The sequence below is a fragment of the Pseudomonas sp. BNK-30 genome (assembly GCF_047456185.1).
Lineage (GTDB): Bacteria > Pseudomonadota > Gammaproteobacteria > Pseudomonadales > Pseudomonadaceae > Aquipseudomonas > Aquipseudomonas putida_E.
Window position 1 is genome coordinate 108,583 of sequence record NZ_CP179904.1, and the last position, 19,631, is coordinate 128,213.

Consider the following 19,631-nt stretch of genomic DNA (forward strand, 5'->3'; position numbering starts at 1 on the left):
GGCCTGTATCAAGCCCGTGCTTACAACTCAGACGTTGAAGCGGAAGTGCATGACATCGCCGTCTTTGACAATGTAGTCCTTGCCTTCCAGGCGCCACTTACCGGCTTCCTTGGCACCGCCTTCACCCTTGAACTGGATGAAGTCGTCATAGGCCACCACTTCAGCGCGGATGAAGCCTTTTTCGAAGTCGGTGTGGATCACACCCGCTGCCTGAGGCGCGGTGGCGCCGATGCGGACGGTCCAGGCACGCACTTCCTGCACGCCAGCAGTGAAGTAGGTCTGCAGGTTGAGCAGCTCGTAACCGGCGCGGATCACGCGATTCAGGCCAGGCTCTTCCAGGCCCAGGGCCTCGAGGAACATGTCCTTCTCTTCACCGTCGTCCAGTTCGGCGATCTCGGCTTCGATCTTGTTGCACACCGGCACCACGACAGCGCCTTCTTCTTCGGCGATGGCCTTGACCACGTCCAGGTGCGGGTTGTTGTCGAAGCCGTCTTCAGCCACGTTGGCGATGTACATCACCGGCTTGCTGGTCAGCAGGTGGAAGCCACGGATGACGGCTTTCTCGTCGTCGGCCATGTTCTTCATCAGGCTGCGTGCCGGCTTGCCTTCGGTGAAGTGCGGGATCAGCTTTTCCAGGATTGCCTTTTGCGCCAGGGCTTCCTTGTCGCCGCCCTTGGCGTTGCGGGTGACCTTCTGCAGTTGCTTCTCGCAGCTGTCCAGGTCAGCGAAGATCAGCTCCAGGTCGATGATCTCGATGTCGCGCTTGGGATCGACGCTGTTGGAAACGTGGATCACGTTTTCGTCTTCGAAGCAGCGCACCACGTGGGCGATGGCGTCGGTCTCGCGGATGTTGGCGAGGAACTTGTTGCCCAGGCCTTCACCTTTGGAGGCACCGGCCACCAGGCCGGCGATGTCGACGAACTCCATGGTGGTCGGCAAGATGCGATTAGGCTTGACGATTTCCGCCAGCGCAGCCAGGCGCGCGTCGGGCATCGGCACGATGCCGCTGTTCGGCTCGATGGTGCAGAAAGGGAAGTTCTCCGCCGCGATGCCAGACTTGGTCAGGGCGTTGAACAGGGTGGACTTGCCGACGTTGGGCAGGCCGACGATGCCGCAATTGAAACCCATGGGTATTCCCCTCTCTAGGAAATCAGGCCTTCTGGCTGTGCAGCTCGCGCATTGCCTTGGCGAAGTCGCCGGCAAGCACGTCCGGCAGCACGCCGAGGGCAAAATCGATGCTGGCGTCGAGCTTCTCCTGCTCGGCGCGCGGCGCGCGGCCCAGGACGAAGTTGGAGACCAGTTTGGCGTCACCCGGGTGGCCGATGCCAAGCCGCAGGCGGTGGAAGTCGTTCTGGTTGCCGAGCTGCGCGATGATGTCGCGCAGGCCGTTGTGCCCACCATGGCCACCGCCGCGCTTGAGCTTGGCGACGCCTGGAGGCAGGTCGAGTTCGTCATGCGCCACCAGGATCGCTTCCGGCTTGATGCGGAAGAAATTGGCCAAAGCCGCCACGGACTGGCCGCTACGGTTCATGTAGGTGGTGGGGATGAGCAGACGAACGTCGTTGCCCTGATGGCTGAATTTAGCCGTCAGGCCGAAATACTTGCGGTCAGCGGTCAAGGAGACGCGCTGGGCGCTGGCAATGCGTTCAACGAAAAGAGCCCCTGCGTTATGCCGGGTCTGTTCGTATTCGGGGCCGGGGTTACCCAGGCCGACGATCAACTGGATGGCGGTCACGTAGGGGCTCTTCCTTGGAGTTGGTGGGTTACGGTGCGCGGCACTGTAACCCGATCAACACCGGCGCGCGAGTGGATTACTCAGCGGCGCCTTCTTCAGCTTCTGGAGCAACGCGTGGCGCGTGAACGTTGGCAACAGCTTTGTCATCACCGTGGGCCAGAGCGACGAACTCTACGCCTTTCGGAGCTTTCAGGTCCGACAGGTGGATGATGGTGCCGATTTCAGCGTTGCCCAGGTCGACTTCGATGAACTCAGGCAGGTCTTTGGCTTCGCAGGAAACTTCGATCTGCGATTCAACGTGCGAGATCTCGCCGCCTTTCTTGACCGGGGCTTCTTCGTTGATGAAGTGCACTGGAACAACAGCGGTCAGCTTCTGGCCAGCAACGACGCGAACGAAGTCGGCGTGCATGATGAAGCCTTTGGCCGGGTGGCGCTGCATGGCCTTGACTACGACGTTCTGCTTGGCGCCGTCGACGTTCAGCTCGATAACGTGGCTGAAGGCAGCTTCGTTTTCGAACAGTTTGGCGATTTCCTTGGCCACGATGGTCAGGGATTGAGCTTCTTTATCGCCACCGTATACAACGGCCGGGATGTTCAGCGAGTGACGCAGGCGGCGGCTCGCACCTTTCCCCAGGTCACTACGCACTTGGGCGTTCAGAGTGAAATCAGTCATTTTGTTTCTCCAAAATAGCCCCCCGAGGGCGTTTGCGACCAGCGCCAACGGGGATGGCAAAAAAGCCCCGCCCCAACACATGCTGGGGCGGGGCGCTTCATATCAACACGTATTCCGCTTAGCGGAACATCGCACTGATCGATTCTTCATTGCTGATGCGGCGCACCGCTTCAGCAACTACCGGTGCGATATCCAGCTGGCGGATACGGTCACAGGCTTGAGCAGCGGCGGACAGCGGAACGGTGTTGGTCACCACCAGCTCGTCCAGTACCGACTTCTCGATGTTCTCGATCGCACGGCCCGAGAGGACAGGGTGCGTGCAGTAGGCATAAACCTTGGCCGCGCCGTGTTCTTTCAGTGCCTTGGCCGCATGGCACAGGGTGCCGGCGGTATCGACCATGTCGTCTACCAGGATGCAAGTGCGCCCTTCGACGTCGCCGATGATGTGCATCACTTCGGAGTGGTTGGCCTTTTCACGGCGTTTGTCGATGATACCCAGGTCGACACCCAGGGACTTGGCGACGGCACGTGCGCGCACGACACCACCGATGTCCGGGGAGACGATCATCAGGTTCTCGAAACGCTGGTCTTCGATATCGTCGACCAGTACGGGCGAACCGTAGATGTTGTCGACCGGGATATCGAAGAAACCCTGGATCTGGTCAGCGTGCAGGTCGACGGTGAGAACACGGTCGATACCCACGACAGTGAGCATGTCAGCGACGACTTTGGCGCTGATGGCTACACGTGCCGAACGCGGACGGCGGTCCTGGCGGGCGTATCCGAAGTAAGGAATCACGGCGGTGATTCGGGATGCTGAGGAGCGGCGGAAGGCGTCGGCCATCACTACCAGTTCCATCAGGTTATCGTTGGTCGGGGCACAGGTCGGCTGAATAATGAAGACGTCTTTACCGCGGACATTTTCATTGATCTCAGTGCTGATCTCACCGTCGGAGAATTTACCGACAGAGACGTCACCGAGAGGGATATGCAGCTGACGTACGACACGCCGAGCCAGATCGGGGTTAGCGTTCCCCGTAAAGACCATCATCTTGGACACGCGCAGTACCTGGAGGCTGAGGGTATACCTGGATGAGTATAAGGAAAATGGCAGGGGCGGCTGGATTCGAACCAACGCATGGCAGGATCAAAACCTGCTGCCTTACCGCTTGGCGACGCCCCTGTATCTGTTGCTGCGAGCGCTAGGCACTCGACTTCTTGACCAGACTTTGCAGCTTACGATGCAACATCGAAACATTGCTTCCTTTCGCCACAAACCCTGTTTGGGTCGCTGAAAGAAGGGCCAGAACTTTATCAGCTTCGGCTTTGCTTGGGAAGGCCCCAAACACACAACTTCCAGTGCCGGTTAATCGAGCTTCAGTGAATTTACCCAGTGAATTCAACGCGTTGTGAACTTCCGGGTAACTCTGCTCTACCACCGGTTGGCAGTCATTTCGACTGTTTCCCTCGGGAACGGGGCGCATCTTAAGGGGGAGGGAATCACGTGTCAACTGTGGATGTGAAAAAATTTCTACTGTGCTGACAGACACTTGCGGCACCAGCACGACGTACCAGGGTTCGGCCGGGTCGACCGGCGTCAGTTGCTCACCCACTCCTTGGGCGAATGCTGCATGGCCACGCACGAACACCGGCACGTCGGCACCCAGTGTCAGGCCCAGGGCAGCCAGGCGATCCTCGTCCCAATCCAGTTGCCACAAGTGCGCCAGCGCCAGCAGTGTGGTCGCTGCATCCGAACTGCCGCCGCCGATGCCGCCGCCCATGGGCAGCACCTTGGTCAGCCATATATCGGCGCCAAGGCCGGTGCCGGACTGTTCCTGCAGCTTGCGCGCGGCGCGCACGATCAGGTTGCTGTCGTGGGGCACCGCTTCGATCTCGGTGTGCAGGCGGATCGCGCCGTCTTCACGCAGGGCGAAAGTCAGCTCGTCGCCGTGATCGAGGAACTGGAAGACGGTTTCCAGTTCGTGGTAACCGTCCGGGCGGCGGCCGATGATGTGCAGCCACAGGTTGAGCTTGGCCGGGGCGGGCAGGGTGAGCCTGTGCATCGGTCAGCGCCCCAGCTGGCGTGGCTGCCAGTCCTTGACCACCAGGGTCACGTCGAGGTCCTTGCCGTGCAGCTTCAGGCGCTCGGGCAGCCAGTAACCGTTCTGTTCGGTGTAGCTCAGGTACTGCACCTGCCAGCCGTCCTGGTCCAGGCTGGCCAAGCGGCTGTCGCCATCGAGGGTCAGCTTGCTCTTGCTGTCGGGGGCGGGCAGGCCACGCACCCACCAGACCAGGTGCGACACCGGCAATTGCCAGCCCAGCTGTTCTTCCAGCAACGCTTCGGGGCTGGCGGCTTCGTAGCGGCCCTGATTGGCCACTTCCAGTACCACGCCGCCGGGGCGGCCGGTCAGGCGTGCTGCGCCTCGGCCCAGCGGGCCGGCCAGACGGATGTCGTAATAGTCCTGGCGCTGCAACCAGAACAGCGTGCCACTGCCGGAGTCGCGCGGGGCGCGGATGCCGACCTTGCCGTTGATCTGCCAGCCGTCAAGGCTACTCAGTTGCTCTTTATGGGCGCGCCACTTCTGTGGGTCGCCGTGGCCCTGCAGGGCCTCCCGGCTACCGAAGCCGGCACAGCCGGCCAGCAGGGCGATCAGGGTAAAGGTGATGCAATGGCGCAAAAACATGGCGTTAAAGGGTCTCGGATCCGGTCAGGCGCAAGACGGTCTTGCGCAGGATAGGGCTGTCGGGCTGGGCCTCGAAGGCCTTGGTCCAGACCTGGCGAGCTTCACGGCGCTTGCCGTTGGCCCACAGAACCTCGCCCAGGTGAGCAGCCACTTCATGGTCGGGGAAGCGCTCCAGGGCCTGGCGCAGGTAACGCTCGGCCTCTTCGAGGTTGCCCAGGCGATAGGCGACCCAGCCCATGCTGTCGAGGATTGCCGGGTCGTCCGGGGTCAGCTGATAGGCCTTTTCGATCAGGGCCTTGGCTTCAGCGTAACGGGTCGTGCGGTCAGCCAAGGTATAGCCCAGGGCGTTCAGCGCCATGGCGTTTTCCGGTTCGCGGGCGATGATAGCGCGCAGGTCTTTTTCCATCTGCGGCAGGTCGTCACGCTTTTCGGCCAGCATGGCGCGGGTGTAAAGCAGGTTGAGGTCGTCCGGGTAGCGCTGAATGGCCTGCTGCAGCACCTGGTTGGCCTGGGCGTCCTTGTTGTTGTTGCTGTAGCTTTCAGACTCGATCAGGTACAGCTGGATGGCGAGTTCCGGCTGCGCCTCGCGCGCCTCGGCGAGCTGGCGTGACGCTTCGGTGCCGCGACCATTGGCGATGAGGATGTCGGACTGACGCAATTGTGCAGGCAGGTAGTCGGGGCCCGGGCCGACCAGTGCGTATTCGCGCAGGGCGCCGGCCGGGTCGTGGCGTTCTTCGGCGATGCGGCCCAGGTTCAGGTGGGCGGCGTCGACGTTGCTGTCGCGCTCGATCAGCTCACGCAGGTAGCTCTCGGCTTCGTCCCAGTCCTTGTTCTCCAGGCATACCAGCGCCAGCGAGTAACGTAGCTCGTCGTCGTCGGGGTATTGCTGGACCAGGCTGATGAACTCGGCCTTGGCATCGGCGATGCGGTCCTGTTCGACCAGGGTGCGCGCATAGGTCAGGCGCAGGCGCTTGTCGTCCGGGTTGTCGCGGATCGCCCCGCGCAGCAGCGGCAGGGCTTCCGGGCCGCGGTCCAGGGCCTGGAGCAGGCGGGCACGAAGCAGGGTCGGGGCTATCTCGCCATTTTGTGCCGGGTGTGATTCAAGCAGTTCGAGGGCTTCTTCGGCCTTGCCGTCCTGGTTCAGCAGCAGGGCCTTGCCGAACACCAGCTGGCTGTTGTCGGGGTACTTGACCAGCAGGCGGTCGAAACTCTGCATCAGACCGTCGCGGGTGCTCTGGTCGGTCTCTGCGGCCGACAGGGCGAGGAAGTCGAAGTGCGTGTCGCCCTGGCCCTGCAGCACCTTCTCCATATAGGTCATGGAGTCGTCATAGCGGCCTGCGCGGGCCAGCTGGATGGCCGCGGCGCGCTGGGCGTCGAGGTTCTGCGGGTCGTTGCGGGCCCAGATCAAAGCGCTATCCAGGGCCGGCTCGTCGGCGCCGAGGTACTCGGCGATGCGGTAGGCACGCTCGGACACGCCCGGGTCCTGGGTTTTCTCGGCCTGGTCGGTGTAGTTGGCCAGGGCGATATCAAACCGGTTGCGCTGGCCGGCCAGCTCGGCCACCAGCAGGCTGTAGAGCGTGTCCTGCTTGAACGACCCATACACCACGGGCTCGGCCTTGCCGGCTTCGGCAACGGGAGGCTCGGCCTTTTGCGGGGCCAGGCTCTGGCAGCCCTGGAGCAGGGCGAAGGCAAGCAGCAGTGCGTAGGGTCTGTTCATATAAAGAGGCTTAGAAGGACTTACCGGCGGTCGGAGCATGATGACACAAGCGCGGGGGCAAACCCACACGCGAAGGTCGCGGTTTACAGTGATGCTCTTGGTATATAGGGACAATAGCGAACGGTGGTTGTTCTAAAACCTGCGAAAGAGGACAATTATCGGCTTCTCGTCACAACCAGCGACCTTGCATGGCCTTTCTTGCACTTGGTATCAACCATAAGACTGCCTCGGTAGACGTACGCGAGCGCGTGGCGTTTACCCCAGAGCAGCTGGTCGACGCCCTGCAGCAGCTCTGCCGACTGACCGCCAGCCGTGAAGCGGCGATCCTGTCTACCTGCAACCGCAGCGAGCTCTATATAGAGCAGGATCAGCTGTCCGCCGAGGCGGTCCTGCAGTGGCTGGCCGATTATCACCGCCTGAGCCTGGATGAACTGCGGGCCAGCGCCTATATCCATGAAGAGCATGATGCCGTCAGGCACATGATGCGCGTGGCCTCGGGCCTCGACTCACTGGTGCTTGGCGAACCGCAGATCCTCGGCCAGATGAAGTCGGCCTATGCCGTGGCGCGCGAGGCTGGCACCGTCGGCCCGCTGCTTGGGCGCCTGTTCCAGGCCACCTTCAGCGCCGCCAAGCAGGTGCGTACCGACACCGCGATCGGCGAGAACCCGGTGTCGGTGGCGTTTGCTGCGGTAAGCCTGGCGCGGCAGATCTTCAGCGACCTGGGCCGCAGCCAGGCGCTGCTGATCGGCGCCGGTGAAACCATCACTCTGGTTGCCCGCCACCTGCATGAGCAGGGCGTGCGCCGTATCGTCGTGGCCAACCGTACACTGGAGCGGGCCAGCCTGCTGGCCGAGCAGTTCGGTGCTCACGCCGTGCTGCTGGCCGATATCCCACAAGAGCTGGCGCACAGCGACATCGTCATCAGCTCCACCGCCAGCCAGTTGCCCATCCTGGGCAAGGGCGCGGTGGAAAGCGCGCTGAAGCAGCGCCGGCACAAGCCGATCTTCATGGTCGACATCGCCGTGCCGCGCGACATCGAGCCGGAGGTAGGGGAGCTCGACGACGTGTACTTGTATACCGTCGATGACCTGCACGAAGTGGTCGCGGAAAACCTCAAGAGCCGCCAGGGCGCAGCCCAGGCGGCCGAAGAGCTGGTCTCGGTGGGCGCCGAAGACTTCATGGTGCGCCTGCGCGAACTGGCCGCGGTCGACGTGTTGCGCGCCTATCGCCAGCAAAGCGAGCGCCTGCGCGACGAAGAACTGCAAAAGGCCCAGCGTCTGCTGGCCAACGGTGGCAACCCCGAGGACGTACTGGCGCAACTGGCCCGGGGGCTGACCAACAAACTCCTGCATGCGCCCAGCGTGCAGCTGAAAAAGCTCTCGGCCGAGGGCCGCCTCGATGCGCTGGCCATGGCCCAGGAACTCTTTGCCCTCAACGAGGGCTCGACGGACAAATCCTTGCAATGAAAGCGTCGCTGCTGAACAAACTGGACACGCTCCAGGACCGCTTCGAGGAACTCACCGCCTTGCTCGGTGATGCCGAAGTCATTTCCGACCAGGCGCGCTTTCGCGCCTATTCTCGCGAATACGCTGAAGTGGAGCCGGTGATCGGCGCCTATAAAGAGTGGCGCAAGGTGCAGGACGACCTCGAAGGCGCCCAGGCGCTGCTCAAGGACGCCGACCCCGATATGCGCGAAATGGCCGTGGAGGAAGTGCGCGAAGCCAAGGAGCAGCTGGTGGTGCTGGAGTCGCAGCTGCAACGCATGCTGTTGCCCAAAGACCCCAATGACGGGCGCAACGTGTTCCTCGAAATTCGCGCCGGCACCGGTGGCGACGAGGCGGCCATCTTCTCGGGCGATCTGTTCCGCATGTATTCGCGCTATGCCGAACGGCGCGGCTGGCGCCTCGAGATTCTTTCCGAGAACGAGGGCGAGCACGGCGGCTATAAAGAGATCATCGCCCGCGTCGAAGGCGACAGCGTTTACGGCAAGCTCAAGTTCGAGTCTGGCGCGCACCGTGTGCAGCGGGTGCCTGAAACCGAATCGCAGGGCCGAATCCACACCTCGGCGTGCACCGTCGCGGTACTGCCCGAGCCGGACGAACAGGTGGCAATCGAGATCAACCCGGCTGATTTGCGCGTGGACACCTACCGCGCATCCGGCGCCGGTGGCCAGCACGTCAACAAGACCGACTCGGCCATCCGCATCACGCACTTGCCTACCGGCATCGTGGTGGAGTGCCAGGAGGAGCGCTCGCAGCACAAGAACCGGGCCCGAGCCATGTCCTGGCTGTCGGCCAAGCTCAATGACATGCAGACCAGCGCCGCGCAGAATGCCATCGCCAGCGAGCGTAAACTGCTGGTAGGTTCGGGCGACCGCTCAGAGCGCATCCGTACCTACAATTATCCACAGGGGCGGGTGACCGATCACCGTATCAACCTGACCCTGTATTCCCTCGACGATATCCTTGCCGGGGGCGTTGACGCGGTGATCGAACCGTTGCTGGCCGAATACCAGGCTGATCAGCTGGCGGCATTGGGGGACTGATGACCATCATTGCCAGCCTGCTGCGCAACGCGCAACTTGCGGATTCGCCCACCGCACGCCTGGACGCCGAACTGCTGCTGGCGGCAGCCATCGGCAAGTCGCGCAGCTACCTGCACACATGGCCTGAACGCATCGTCAGCAGCGAGGATGCGCAGACCTACGCGGGCTACCTGCATCGGCGCCGCGGCGGTGAGCCGGTTGCCTACATTCTGGGCCAACAGGGCTTCTGGAAACTCGACCTGGAAGTGGCACCCCACACGTTGATCCCACGCCCTGATACCGAGCTTCTGGTCGAGACGGCGCTTGAGTTGCAGCCTGCAACGCCCGCCAAGGTGCTCGACCTGGGCACCGGAACCGGCGCGATAGCGCTGGCCTTGGCCAGCGAATGCCCGGCCTGGCAGGTCACGGCGCTGGACCGGGTCGAGGAAGCGGTAGCGCTCGCTGAGCGTAATCGTCAGCGCTTGGGCCTGGGCAACGTCAAGGTGCTCACCAGCCACTGGTTCAGTGCCTTGGACGCTGAACGTTTCGACCTGATCCTCAGCAACCCGCCGTACATCGCTGCCGAAGACCCGCACCTGGCTGCCGGTGATGTGCGCTTCGAACCCAGCAGTGCACTGGTGGCCGGGGCCGATGGCCTGGACGACCTGCGGCTGATCGTTGGCCAGGCGCCGGCGCATCTGCTGCCCGGTGGCTGGCTGCTGCTCGAACACGGCTACGACCAGGCACCTGCCGTGCGCGCGCTGCTGACCGGGCAAGGCTTCATCGAGGTGGCCAGCCGCAAGGACCTGGGCGGTCATGAACGTATTTCCCTGGGGCGCTTGCCATGCTGACCGATCAGGAATTGTTGCGTTACAGCCGGCAGATTTTGTTGGCACAGGTGGACATCGAAGGCCAGTTGCGCCTCAAGCAGAGCAAGGCGCTGATCATCGGGCTGGGTGGTCTGGGCTCACCGGTGGCGCTCTACCTGGCAGCAGCCGGTGTAGGTGAGCTGCACCTGGCTGATTTCGATACCGTCGACCTGACCAACCTGCAGCGCCAGGTCATCCATGACAGTGGCAGCGTTGGCATGAGCAAGGTGGACTCGGCGCTGCAACGGCTTGAGGCCATCAATCCTGAAATTACCTTGGTCGCCCATCGTCAGGCGCTGGATGAAGACTCCCTGGCCGCTGCAGTGGCGGCCGTCGACCTGGTGCTGGACTGTTCCGACAACTTTGGTACCCGGGAGGCGGTCAACGCAGCTTGCTTCGCCCACGGCAAGCCGCTGGTCAGTGGTGCAGCCATCCGCCTCGAAGGGCAGCTGTCGGTGTTCGACCCTCGGCGCGATTACAGCCCTTGCTACCATTGCCTGTATGGCCATGGCAGCGAAGACGAGCTGACCTGCAGCGAAGCCGGAGTGATTGGCCCGCTGGTTGGGTTGGTCGGCAGCCTGCAGGCGCTGGAAGCCATGAAACTGCTGGCTTGTTTTGGCGAGCCGCTGGTGGGCCGCTTGCTGCTGATCGACGCACTGGGCACGCGCCTGCGTGAACTGCGGGTCAAGCGTGACCCGGCTTGTGCGGTATGTGGCAAACGCGATGGCTGAGCCCTCGGCACCGGTCGGCGTGATGGACTCCGGGGTCGGCGGTTTGTCGGTCCTGGCCGAGATCCAGCGCTTGCTGCCCAGCGAGTCGCTGCTCTATGTGGCCGATTGCGGGCATGTGCCGTATGGCGAGAAAACCCCCGACTACATCCGCCAGCGCTGCCGGCGCATTGCCGAGTTTTTCCAGGCGCAGGGTGCCAAGGCGATGGTGCTGGCCTGTAACACCGCTACCGTGGCAGCAGTTGCCGACCTGCGTGAGCTTTATCCGGACTGGCCGCTGGTAGGCATGGAGCCGGCGGTGAAGCCTGCTGCTGCTGCCACCCGTTCCGGCGTGGTCGGTGTTCTGGCCACTACCGGCACCTTGCAGAGCGCCAAGTTCGCCGCCTTGCTCGACCGCTTCGCCAACGATGTGCGCGTGGTCACCCAGCCTTGCCCTGGGCTGGTCGAGCTGATCGAGACGGGTGACCTTGGCAGCCTGCAATTGCGCCAGCTGTTGCTTGGTTACTTGCAGCCCTTGCTTGCGGCAGGTTGCGATACGCTGATTCTCGGGTGTACCCATTACCCGTTCCTGCGCCCGTTGCTGGCCGGGATGGTGCCCGCCGACGTCGCTATCATCGATACCGGTGCGGCGGTGGCGCGCCAACTGCAACGGTTACTGGCCGCGCGCGAACTACTGGCCGAGGGGCCGGCACGCGAAGCTGCATTCTGGACCAGTGCCGATCCGCGATCTTTGGAAAACATCCTCCCTGTGCTGTGGAACAAGTCGGGCAGTGTGCAAAGTTTTCAGTTGTAAAAAAAACGTGAAAAACAGCTGAACTATCGTCCCACTCCTGATTTCTATTTTTTGCCTGCCATGAGGCGAACACTTACAACAGCATTGGAAAGAAGGATGTTTCTCATGAGGAAACTGCTTGGCTTGGCGGCGGCTGCCGCCGTCACTTTGGGACAGATCGCGGTAGTGCAAGCTGCCGATGTTTCGTTATCGGTAGGGCAGACGGGTGACTCCACCCAGGTTTACCGCCTGGGCCTTCAGTCCAACTGGGATGCCAGCTGGTGGCAGACGAGCGTCGGTCGGCTGACCGGTTATTGGGATGGGGCTTACACCTATTGGGACGGCGACGAGACGGCGAGCAACCACAGCCTGTCTTTCGCACCGGTATTCGTCTATGAGTTCGCTGGTGAGTCAGTGAAGCCCTACATCGAGGCGGGCATCGGCGTGGCTGCATTTGCCAGCACTGAGCTTGAAAGCAACGAATTGGGTTCGTCGTTCCAGTTCGAAGACCGAATCGGTTTCGGGCTGCGCTTTGCAGGTGGCCATGAGATTGGCGTGCGGGCAATCCACTATTCCAACGCCGGCATCAAGCAGCCCAACGATGGGGTCGAGAGCTACAGCCTGCATTACCGCATGGCACTCTGAGTTTGCCATTGCCACCCACTTCGCGGGGCCGCGAAGCGGGTGGCAATGCCTCCTCATCACTTAGCGTGACAATGGCCACAAGCTACTCAGGTTCGTGACCTCCAGCACAAGCTCCGGCTCGCGCAGTGGCAAGCGTTGCAGCAGCTCCTGCGCGGCGCTCTGCGGTGTCCAGTCTTCAGGAAATGCCATAGCTGAGGTGACCGGTGTCTTCAACGAATGTGGCGCCACCACCGTCAGGTCAATGCCCTGATTTTTCAGCGACTGGCGCGCCTCGCGAAACCACTGCGGTGTGTTGTTCCAGCCTGCTGTGACGCGCGTGGGCGCATACAACTGCAAGGCCGAATAACGGTTGAAGATTGCCATTACCTGCGGCTTTTCGCCTTTCAACAGCAACGGTACAGCCTGGCCCAGGCAGTGCTCGGCCGCCAGCTGGTTACTGCTTACGATCGTCTCGAACACGTCTGTGGCCGATACCGCATCCGGCAGATAATCGGTGGCCCCTGCATTGATGATCAGGCTGTCCAGCGCGCCCCAGGCATGACAAAGCTCAAGGCAGGCGCTGGCCGCCTGGTCTTCGTCATGCAACTGCCATGGCAGGCGCAACAGGCGGCTACCGTGCTGTGCTGCCAAGGTATCGAGCGCCTGGCAATCCTTCCCGCTTGTCGCTACCCGGTGCCCTAGCCCGAGCAATTGCTCCACCAAGGCCAAACCCAGACCACTACCTGCTCCCGTAACCCAGAAAATTCGCGGATGATTCAATACGCGGACCCCTCACCCTACCTGCGCGATAACCCCTTGAAGGCCTCCAGCGCACGCTGGCGGCTACTACTGAGGTCAACTATAGGACGATGGTACGAATTTTCGGCGAAAAGATCCTTGTTTTGCGTAGGCAGATGGATACTTTTTTCATCCAGCCCGCGTAACTCGGGTACCCAGTGGCGAATGAAGTGCCCCTGTGGGTCGAAGCGTTGCGACTGCGAAACAGGGTTGAAAATACGGAAGTAGGGCACCGCGTCTGTGCCTGTGGAGGCGCTCCACTGCCAGCCGCCATTGTTAGCGGCCAGATCACCGTCGATCAGGTGGCGCATGAAGTGCCGTTCGCCCAGGCGCCAGTCGATCAGCAGGTTCTTGCTGAGGAACATGGCGACGATCATGCGCAGGCGATTGTGCATCCATCCGGTGTGCAGCAACTGGCGCATGGCCGCGTCAATGATCGGGAACCCGGTGCGTCCCTGTTCCCAGGCCTCAAGGTCGGCAGGGGCGTCGCGCCAAGGCAGCGATTCGGTGTGTGTGCGGAATGCTCGGTGGCGTGACACCTGTGGATAACCGGTCAGGATATGCTTGTAGAACTCGCGCCAGAGCAATTCGTTGATCCAGGTCTGGGTGCCGGTACTACCGCTGTCGAACTCGCCGCGGTTGCTCGCCAGTGCGGCGTGCAGGCACTGGCGGGGCGAGACTACTCCGGCCGCCAGGTAGGCCGACAGTTGGCTGGTGCCAGGTTTTGCCGGCAGGTCGCGCAGGTGATGGTAGTCCTCGATGGTTTCGTCCACGAAGCGTGCCAGTCGGGCTTGCGCCTCGTCCTCGCCCGCAGGCCAGTATTCGCTCAGGGTGCGCGATGGTTTGTCGAAGCCATCGATGTGCTGGGGAATGGGGTCGCTGGCGATACCCACGGGGGCCTGGCGCTTTACCCGAGGTGCTTGTGACGGCAAGCTTCGGTGCAGGTGCTCCAGGCAGACTTTCTTGAACTGACTGAAGACCTGGAAGTAATCACCACTGCGTGTCAGCACGGTGCCGGGGCGGAACAACAGCTGATCGAGGTAGCTGTGAGCCTGAACGCCGGAGGCTTCCAGTAACGCGCGGGTCGCCTGGTCGCGGCTGTTTTCGTTGATGCCGTACTCATCGTTCCAGTGCACCGCTTCGATGTTGTGCTGGCGGCACACGTCGAGCAGCGTTTGGGCCGCCTGCTCCCAGGTGTCGATCCTGCGGACCAGCAACGGAATATTGAGGCCCTCCAGTGACTGGCGCAGGTCGCGCAGGTTACGCAGCCAGAAGTCGACCTTGCAGGCAGCGTCGTCATGCGCCTGCCACTGGCCTGGGCTGGCAAGCCACAAGGCCACGGTAGGGCCACGTTCACAGGCGGCGCTCAGGGCGGTGTTGTCGTTGACGCGCAGGTCGCTGCGCAGCCAGATCAGTTGCATGGGCATCTACTCTACAGGCGGGCGGTCATTGCCTTGCAGCGTGCGCAATGCCGCCTGCGGGGTATCGAACAGGAAAAGCTCGGGCAGACCGTAGCCGTGCAGTTGAGCTTGGTGGAGGGAAATCGTGGCGCCGCCCAGCAGCTTGGTGCCTGCTATCCCCTGCAGGGTACGCAGCAGGGCCCGGCCATCGATGCGCGGGCCCAGGTGCAGCAGCAGGGCGCGAGGTTGCAGGGCGGTGACGGCACGTTGCAACTCCACTCCGCTCACGGGGTTTTCAAGCACTTCGACAGGGATGCCGCTGCTGCTCAGCAGCCAGGCATACAGCCAAAGGCTGGGGTCGAAGGCGTGATCACTGTCTTCGGCCAGCAACACGGCCGGGCCGTGCAGTGATTGATTGTCGTGATAGACCCGTGCGCCCAGCTTGCTGCGCAGCCAAGTGTGGAAGAACACCTGTTCGAGCCTGGCATTGAAGTAATTGCACCAACGTTGCCCCAGGCTATCGAGCAATGGCAGCAGCAATTTCTCGCACAGGGTGATGGCCGGATACAGCGCCATGGCTTGATTGAGTTGCTGGTCGAGGCTGCGCTGGGACAGGTTGGCGATGGCCTCTATCAACTGTTGCTGGCGGGTTTGCCAGTCGCCTTGGGGAGCGACGCCGGGTGGCTTGTCGAGCAGCTCGCGCACCTGGCCGACCGATGCGCCCCGTTCCAGCCAGGCCAGGATCGCTTCGACGCGTTCGACCTGGTCGCGGCCATACAAGCGGTGGCCTTTGGCGGTACGTTGCGGCTTCAGCAGCCCGTAGCGCCGCTCCCAGGCGCGCAGGGTTACCGGATTCACACCGGTGCGGCGTGCCAGTTCACCGATGGGCATGGGCGCTTCAGACTGCATTGCGCAGCCCCAGGCTGTCGGGGTGCGGCTGTAAGTAGGTCTGTTGCTGCAGGTAGGGGTCAGGGTGCTTGCGCAAATGGTGTTTGAGCAAGGTCAGCGGAACTACCAGCGGTACGACCCCTTGCTGGTATTGGTCGATGATGTGTTGCAGCTCGGCCTTGTCCTGCTGCGTCAGCGCGTCCTTGAAGTAGCCACTGAGGTGCTGCAGTACGTTGCCATGGGTGCCGCGGCTGGCGCAGCGACGCAGCGCCTGCATCAACTGGCTGAAATAGCGGGGCCCGATCACCTGAGGGTCATCGTCCCGGCTCATGCTGCCAAGCAGGCGCCCAAGCTGTCGGTAAGCCTGCGGGTTGTTGGCCATGAGCAGGTACTTGTAGCGTGAATGGAAGCGCACCAGTGCGCCACGGCTCAAACCCTCGGCCAGCAGGCGCTGCCAGTCCGCGTAGGCGTAGACGCGGCTGATGAAGTTCTCGCGCAATACCGGGTCGTGCAGGCGCCCCTCTTCCTCGACCGGCAGGTCCGGGCGACGGGCACAGAAAGCCGCTGCGTAGGCACCTCTGCCACCCTGTACTGCCGGGTGACCGTTATCCTGGTAGACCTTGACCCGCTCCAGCCCGCAGGACGGCGACTTCTGCATGAAAATGTAGCCACAGATATCGTCAAGCTCGGCGGCCATCTGTTCGCCGTAACTGGCGAGCGGGCCGGTGACGTCCATGCCAGGGTTGCGTGTCCCGACCACGGCCGGGTGTTCGGGGTCACCGACCAGCCGGATCGGGTCGCGGGGCACCCCAAGGCCGATGGCGACTTCGGGGCAGACCGGTAGCCAGTCGAAGTGTTCTTCCAGCTGGGTGCGGCACAGATCGGACGACTTGTGCCCGCCGTTGTAACGCACACTGTGGCCTGTCAGGCATGAGCTGATGGCAATGCGGGGCTTACTGTGGGCGGATGGATCGTGCATGGCTGTCTCCGAAAACTTGTACATTGATTCGCGCGTGTACAAGGTTATTCCAGCACAGCCACAAACTTATGCAAACTAGTATTTTTGTATAGTTTTGCAGTTTTGTTTAGTCGAGATGCTCCAGCAGGCGTCGTGCCGCCTCCTGACCGCTGAGCCAGGCGCCTTCCACGCGGCCCGACAGGCACCAGTCGCCACAGGCATAGAGCCCTTGGTCGGCATCGGCCAGCGCGCCCCATTCGTGACTGCCGGCCGGCCGTGCATACAACCAGCGATGTGCCACGGAGAAGGACGCTGCAGGCACCACGCAGCCGACCAATTCGGCGAACTCTCCCCACAGCTGCTCGATCACTTCTTCCTTGGCCAGGTCGATATGCTGCTTGCTCCACGTGGAAGTGGCATGCAGTACCCAGGTATCGAGCTGCTCATCGCGGCCTGGCTTGCTGCGGTTGCGTGCCAACCAGTCGAGCGGGTTGTCCTGCACGAAGCAGCCCTGCATCGGTGTGTCCAGCGGTGTCTGAAAGGCCAGAGCAACGGCCCATGTAGGCTCCATCACCACGCCCGCTGCCACGGCGGCAAGTTTTGGGGTGGCCGCCAGTAGCGGCGTGGCCTGGGGCGCGGGGACGGCGATCACAACGCGGCTGAATGGGCCATGGCTGCAGCCTTCGGTATCCTGAAGGTGCCAGTACTGCTTGCCGCGAAACACTTCGGCAATGCGGCAGCCGAAGTTCACCGTGACGTCCTTGAGCATGCCGCGGGTGATCGCGCTCATGCGCGGCACGCCGACCCAGCGCGTCTGCTCGTCGGGCGAGGGCGTCAGTTCGCCGTCACGGTAGTTGTACAGCTGCGGCTTCCATTGTTCGGCCCAGCCGGCGGCTACCCATTGCTGCACCTGCTCGACGAAGCGACGGTCGCGCGCAGTGAAGTATTGGGCACCAAGATCTAGCGCACCGGCCTCGCTGCGTTTGCTGGCCATGCGCCCGCCACTGCCGTGGCCTTTGTCGAACAGGTGAACGGACTGCCCGGCCTTTTGCAGGGCCTGGGCAGCGGAAAGGCCGGCGATACCGGCACCGATGATGGCAATAGGTACTGTCATGATGGCCTCTTCGAACCGTGCTGTAAGCAGACTACGCTGTCAGGCAAACCTGTACAATACTTAAAATTTGTATAAGGTTATTCCGCTTCATAGGGCAGGTTGGCCTATGTTTATCTGAGAGCGTTGGGTTAAAAAAGTGCCTTGTTGTAAAAATAGACCATCGCCGCACTCTGTGAGGACACAGCCATGCATATATTGCTGACAGGCGGCACTGGCTTGATCGGCCAGCATCTTTGCCCGTTCTGGCTCGCCCAGGGTCATCGCCTGACCGTGTGGAGCCGGCGCCCTGATCAGGTTGCGCGCCTCTGTGGCAGCGGGGTGCGCGGGATTGCCCAGCTGGAGGAACTGGCCGCTGACGAGCAGGTGGACGCCGTGATCAACCTGGCTGGCGCGCCGATTGCCGACCGGCCCTGGACCGCCGCCCGGCGCAATGTGCTTTGGGCCAGCCGTATCAGCCTTACCGAGCAATTGCTGGGCTGGCTCGGTACCCGTGAGCAACGTCCCGAAGTGCTGATTTCGGGTTCTGCGGTGGGCTGGTATGGCGATGGCGGTGAGCGTGAATTGACCGAGGTATCGCCGCCGGTGCGCGAGGATTTCGCCAGCCAGCTGTGCATTGCCTGGGAGGAAACAGCGCAACGTGCGCAGGCCCTTGGGCTGCGCGTGGTGTTGGTGCGCACGGGGCTGGTGCTGGCCAGCGATGGCGGTTTCCTGTCGCGCCTGCGCCTGCCGTTCAAGCTGGGGCTGGGCGGCCCGCTGGGCAATGGGCGGCAATGGATGCCTTGGGTGCATATAGACGACCAGGTCGCCCTGATAGATTTTCTCTTGCGGCACAAGGACGCCAGCGGTCCTTATAATGCCTGCGCGCCAGAGCCTGTGCGTAACCGCGAATTCGCCCGGCGCCTGGGCCGGGCGCTGCACCGGCCGGCGCTGCTGCCGGTGCCTGGCCTGCTGCTGAAGGCGGGCCTCGGAGAGCTGTCGACGTTGTTGCTTGGTGGGCAGCGGGCACGCCCTGTGCGTTTGCTGGCCGCGGGCTTCACGTTCCGTTACAACGATCTGCAATCGGCCCTGGACAACCTGTCCAGGCGCCTCTGACATAGGACGCTGCATGACCGATCACGCTCTGTTGCTGGTCAACCTGGGTTCTCCGGCTTCCACCTCGGTAGCCGATGTACGCCGCTACCTCAACCAGTTCCTGATGGACCCTTACGTGGTCGACCTGCCATGGCCGGTGCGGCGCTTGCTGGTGTCGCTGATCCTGATCAAGCGCCCAGAACAGTCTGCCCATGCCTATGCCTCGATCTGGTGGGACGAAGGCTCACCCTTGGTGGTGTTGACGCGTCGCCTGCAGGCCGCGATGGTCGAGCACTGGCCCCATGGTCCGGTGGAAATCGCCATGCGCTATGGCGAGCCAGCACTGGCGCAGGTGCTTGAGCGCCTCGCCGCTCAAGGTGTGCGCAAGGTGACACTGGCGCCGCTTTATCCACAATTCGCTGACAGCACGGTGACTACGGTAGTGGCACTGGCCAACCAGACTGTCGCCGAACGCGCCTTGCCTTTGCAGTTGCGTGTGCTGCAACCGTTCTACGACCACCCTGAATACATCGATGCCCTGGTGGCCAGTGCACGGCCCTATCTTGAGCAGGACTACGACCACCTGTTGTTGAGCTTCCATGGCTTGCCGGAGCGGCACCTGAAGAAGCTCATGCCTGGTAGCAAGCATGATTTGCGGGCAGCGGACTGCTGCAAGGACGCCAGTGCCGAAGTGCGGGCGGTGTGCTACCGGGGGCAGTGCCTGGCGTCGGCCAAGGCGTTCGCCACCAGGATGGGCATCCCGGACGGCAAGTGGTCTGTCTCGTTCCAGTCGCGGTTAGGCCGAGACAAGTGGATCGAACCCTATACCGAGACGCGTCTGGATGAACTGGCCAAGGCCGGGGCGAAGAAGCTGCTGGTGATGTGCCCGGCATTCGTGGCCGATTGCATCGAGACGCTGGAGGAAATTGGCGATCGCGGCAAGGAGCAGTTCATCGAGGCAGGGGGCGAAGAGTTGGTGCTGGTGCCGTGCCTGAATGATCACCCGGAGTGGGTGAGGGTGCTGGCGCGGATGTGTGAAAAGGCTTGAATTGAAGGGGCCGCTTTGCGGCCCTTTC

At 62.5% G+C, this 19,631-nt stretch carries 20 protein-coding genes and 1 tRNA gene; 8 read left to right on the plus strand and 13 right to left on the minus strand.

All coding sequences use genetic code 11. From position 1 onward, the window contains the following. Positions 1-27: 27 nt before the first annotated feature. From ychF to ACMGGN_RS00580, 8 genes are all read right to left on the minus strand, one after another. Positions 28-1,128, minus strand: a complete 1,101-nt coding sequence (ychF, locus tag ACMGGN_RS00545) for a redox-regulated ATPase YchF (RefSeq protein ID WP_046784567.1) — start codon at positions 1,126-1,128, stop codon at positions 28-30. A gap of 22 nt (positions 1,129-1,150) precedes the next feature. Next, the gene (gene pth / locus ACMGGN_RS00550; RefSeq protein WP_008099045.1) at positions 1,151-1,735 is read right to left on the minus strand and encodes an aminoacyl-tRNA hydrolase; all 585 of its coding nucleotides are present in this window, start codon (positions 1,733-1,735) and stop codon (positions 1,151-1,153) included. A 76-nt stretch (positions 1,736-1,811) separates the two neighbouring features. Then, entirely contained in the window at positions 1,812-2,408 is a 597-nt protein-coding gene (locus ACMGGN_RS00555; RefSeq protein WP_012316267.1) for a 50S ribosomal protein L25/general stress protein Ctc, read from the minus strand. Positions 2,409-2,526: 118 nt separating this feature from the next. Then, a complete protein-coding gene (locus ACMGGN_RS00560; RefSeq protein WP_003247410.1) occupies positions 2,527-3,468 on the minus strand; it encodes a ribose-phosphate pyrophosphokinase in 942 nt (313 codons plus the stop codon). Between the two features lie 48 nt (positions 3,469-3,516). Continuing rightward, positions 3,517-3,591, minus strand: a tRNA-Gln gene (locus tag ACMGGN_RS00565). Between the two features lie 19 nt (positions 3,592-3,610). Beyond that, positions 3,611-4,471 (minus strand): 4-(cytidine 5'-diphospho)-2-C-methyl-D-erythritol kinase, encoded by an 861-nt coding sequence (gene ispE / locus ACMGGN_RS00570; RefSeq protein WP_346640994.1) that lies wholly within the window; start codon positions 4,469-4,471, stop codon positions 3,611-3,613. Between the two features lie 3 nt (positions 4,472-4,474). Then, a complete protein-coding gene (lolB, locus tag ACMGGN_RS00575) occupies positions 4,475-5,092 on the minus strand; it encodes a lipoprotein insertase outer membrane protein LolB (protein ID WP_414156375.1) in 618 nt (205 codons plus the stop codon). 4 nt (positions 5,093-5,096) lie between these two features. After that, a complete protein-coding gene (locus ACMGGN_RS00580) occupies positions 5,097-6,809 on the minus strand; it encodes a tetratricopeptide repeat protein (RefSeq protein ID WP_414156376.1) in 1,713 nt (570 codons plus the stop codon). Between the two features lie 188 nt (positions 6,810-6,997). On the opposite strand from ACMGGN_RS00580, the gene hemA reads away from it, so the two are divergent. The 6 genes from hemA (at position 6,998) to ACMGGN_RS00610 (ending at position 12,347) form a co-directional block, all read left to right on the plus strand. Continuing rightward, positions 6,998-8,275 carry a glutamyl-tRNA reductase gene (hemA, locus tag ACMGGN_RS00585; protein ID WP_012316263.1) on the plus strand — a complete coding sequence of 426 codons (1,278 nt, stop codon included), beginning with the start codon at positions 6,998-7,000 and terminating at the stop codon, positions 8,273-8,275. Next, positions 8,272-9,354, plus strand: coding sequence for a peptide chain release factor 1 (gene prfA / locus ACMGGN_RS00590; RefSeq protein ID WP_115273862.1), 1,083 nt, complete (start codon positions 8,272-8,274; stop codon positions 9,352-9,354). The genes hemA and prfA overlap by 4 nt, the downstream gene beginning before the upstream one ends. Further along, a complete protein-coding gene (prmC, locus tag ACMGGN_RS00595; RefSeq protein WP_414156377.1) occupies positions 9,354-10,184 on the plus strand; it encodes a peptide chain release factor N(5)-glutamine methyltransferase in 831 nt (276 codons plus the stop codon). The genes prfA and prmC overlap by 1 nt, the downstream gene beginning before the upstream one ends. After that, the gene (locus ACMGGN_RS00600) at positions 10,178-10,933 is read left to right on the plus strand and encodes a molybdopterin-synthase adenylyltransferase MoeB (protein WP_012316260.1); all 756 of its coding nucleotides are present in this window, start codon (positions 10,178-10,180) and stop codon (positions 10,931-10,933) included. The genes prmC and ACMGGN_RS00600 overlap by 7 nt, the downstream gene beginning before the upstream one ends. Beyond that, the gene (gene murI / locus ACMGGN_RS00605; RefSeq protein ID WP_174141589.1) at positions 10,926-11,723 is read left to right on the plus strand and encodes a glutamate racemase; all 798 of its coding nucleotides are present in this window, start codon (positions 10,926-10,928) and stop codon (positions 11,721-11,723) included. The genes ACMGGN_RS00600 and murI overlap by 8 nt, the downstream gene beginning before the upstream one ends. A 105-nt stretch (positions 11,724-11,828) precedes the next feature. Next, positions 11,829-12,347 carry an acyloxyacyl hydrolase gene (locus tag ACMGGN_RS00610; protein ID WP_012316258.1) on the plus strand — a complete coding sequence of 173 codons (519 nt, stop codon included), beginning with the start codon at positions 11,829-11,831 and terminating at the stop codon, positions 12,345-12,347. 60 nt (positions 12,348-12,407) lie between these two features. On the opposite strand, the gene ACMGGN_RS00615 is transcribed toward ACMGGN_RS00610, so the two are convergent. The 5 genes from ACMGGN_RS00615 to ACMGGN_RS00635 form a co-directional block, all read right to left on the minus strand. After that, positions 12,408-13,106, minus strand: coding sequence for an SDR family oxidoreductase (locus ACMGGN_RS00615; RefSeq protein WP_115273865.1), 699 nt, complete (start codon positions 13,104-13,106; stop codon positions 12,408-12,410). Between the two features lie 17 nt (positions 13,107-13,123). After that, on the minus strand, positions 13,124-14,545 hold the full coding sequence (gene phrB / locus ACMGGN_RS00620; RefSeq protein WP_115273866.1) for a deoxyribodipyrimidine photo-lyase: 1,422 nt from the start codon (positions 14,543-14,545) through the stop codon (positions 13,124-13,126). Between the two features lie 6 nt (positions 14,546-14,551). Beyond that, positions 14,552-15,433, minus strand: coding sequence for a MerR family transcriptional regulator (locus ACMGGN_RS00625; RefSeq protein ID WP_115273867.1), 882 nt, complete (start codon positions 15,431-15,433; stop codon positions 14,552-14,554). Then, on the minus strand, positions 15,423-16,391 hold the full coding sequence (locus ACMGGN_RS00630; protein ID WP_115275490.1) for a YbgA family protein: 969 nt from the start codon (positions 16,389-16,391) through the stop codon (positions 15,423-15,425). Before ACMGGN_RS00630 ends, ACMGGN_RS00625 begins: the two co-directional genes overlap by 11 nt. 106 nt (positions 16,392-16,497) lie before the next feature. Next, positions 16,498-17,484 carry an NAD(P)/FAD-dependent oxidoreductase gene (locus ACMGGN_RS00635; protein ID WP_115273868.1) on the minus strand — a complete coding sequence of 329 codons (987 nt, stop codon included), beginning with the start codon at positions 17,482-17,484 and terminating at the stop codon, positions 16,498-16,500. Between the two features lie 186 nt (positions 17,485-17,670). On the opposite strand from ACMGGN_RS00635, the gene ACMGGN_RS00640 reads away from it, so the two are divergent. Further along, positions 17,671-18,576 carry a TIGR01777 family oxidoreductase gene (locus tag ACMGGN_RS00640; RefSeq protein ID WP_251962461.1) on the plus strand — a complete coding sequence of 302 codons (906 nt, stop codon included), beginning with the start codon at positions 17,671-17,673 and terminating at the stop codon, positions 18,574-18,576. A 13-nt stretch (positions 18,577-18,589) separates the two neighbouring features. Further along, entirely contained in the window at positions 18,590-19,603 is a 1,014-nt protein-coding gene (gene hemH / locus ACMGGN_RS00645; protein ID WP_046784553.1) for a ferrochelatase, read from the plus strand. Positions 19,604-19,631: the final 28 nt, after the last annotated feature.

Bases quoted from the DNA above. Each gene is read 5' to 3' on its own strand.
- ychF (WP_046784567.1), bottom strand. From the start codon at position 1,128: ATGGGTTTCAATTGCGGCATCGTCGGCCTGCCCAACGTCGGCAAGTCC.
- ACMGGN_RS00555 (WP_012316267.1), bottom strand. From the start codon at position 2,408: ATGACTGATTTCACTCTGAACGCCCAAGTGCGTAGTGACCTGGGGAAA.
- ispE (WP_346640994.1), bottom strand. From the start codon at position 4,471: ATGCACAGGCTCACCCTGCCCGCCCCGGCCAAGCTCAACCTGTGGCTG.
- lolB (WP_414156375.1), bottom strand. From the start codon at position 5,092: ATGTTTTTGCGCCATTGCATCACCTTTACCCTGATCGCCCTGCTGGCC.
- ACMGGN_RS00580 (WP_414156376.1), bottom strand. From the start codon at position 6,809: ATGAACAGACCCTACGCACTGCTGCTTGCCTTCGCCCTGCTCCAGGGC.
- hemA (WP_012316263.1), top strand. From the start codon at position 6,998: ATGGCCTTTCTTGCACTTGGTATCAACCATAAGACTGCCTCGGTAGAC.
- prfA (WP_115273862.1), top strand. From the start codon at position 8,272: ATGAAAGCGTCGCTGCTGAACAAACTGGACACGCTCCAGGACCGCTTC.
- prmC (WP_414156377.1), top strand. From the start codon at position 9,354: ATGACCATCATTGCCAGCCTGCTGCGCAACGCGCAACTTGCGGATTCG.
- ACMGGN_RS00600 (WP_012316260.1), top strand. From the start codon at position 10,178: ATGCTGACCGATCAGGAATTGTTGCGTTACAGCCGGCAGATTTTGTTG.
- murI (WP_174141589.1), top strand. From the start codon at position 10,926: ATGGCTGAGCCCTCGGCACCGGTCGGCGTGATGGACTCCGGGGTCGGC.
- ACMGGN_RS00610 (WP_012316258.1), top strand. From the start codon at position 11,829: ATGAGGAAACTGCTTGGCTTGGCGGCGGCTGCCGCCGTCACTTTGGGA.
- phrB (WP_115273866.1), bottom strand. From the start codon at position 14,545: ATGCAACTGATCTGGCTGCGCAGCGACCTGCGCGTCAACGACAACACC.
- ACMGGN_RS00625 (WP_115273867.1), bottom strand. From the start codon at position 15,433: ATGCAGTCTGAAGCGCCCATGCCCATCGGTGAACTGGCACGCCGCACC.
- ACMGGN_RS00630 (WP_115275490.1), bottom strand. From the start codon at position 16,391: ATGCACGATCCATCCGCCCACAGTAAGCCCCGCATTGCCATCAGCTCA.
- ACMGGN_RS00635 (WP_115273868.1), bottom strand. From the start codon at position 17,484: ATGACAGTACCTATTGCCATCATCGGTGCCGGTATCGCCGGCCTTTCC.
- ACMGGN_RS00640 (WP_251962461.1), top strand. From the start codon at position 17,671: ATGCATATATTGCTGACAGGCGGCACTGGCTTGATCGGCCAGCATCTT.
- hemH (WP_046784553.1), top strand. From the start codon at position 18,590: ATGACCGATCACGCTCTGTTGCTGGTCAACCTGGGTTCTCCGGCTTCC.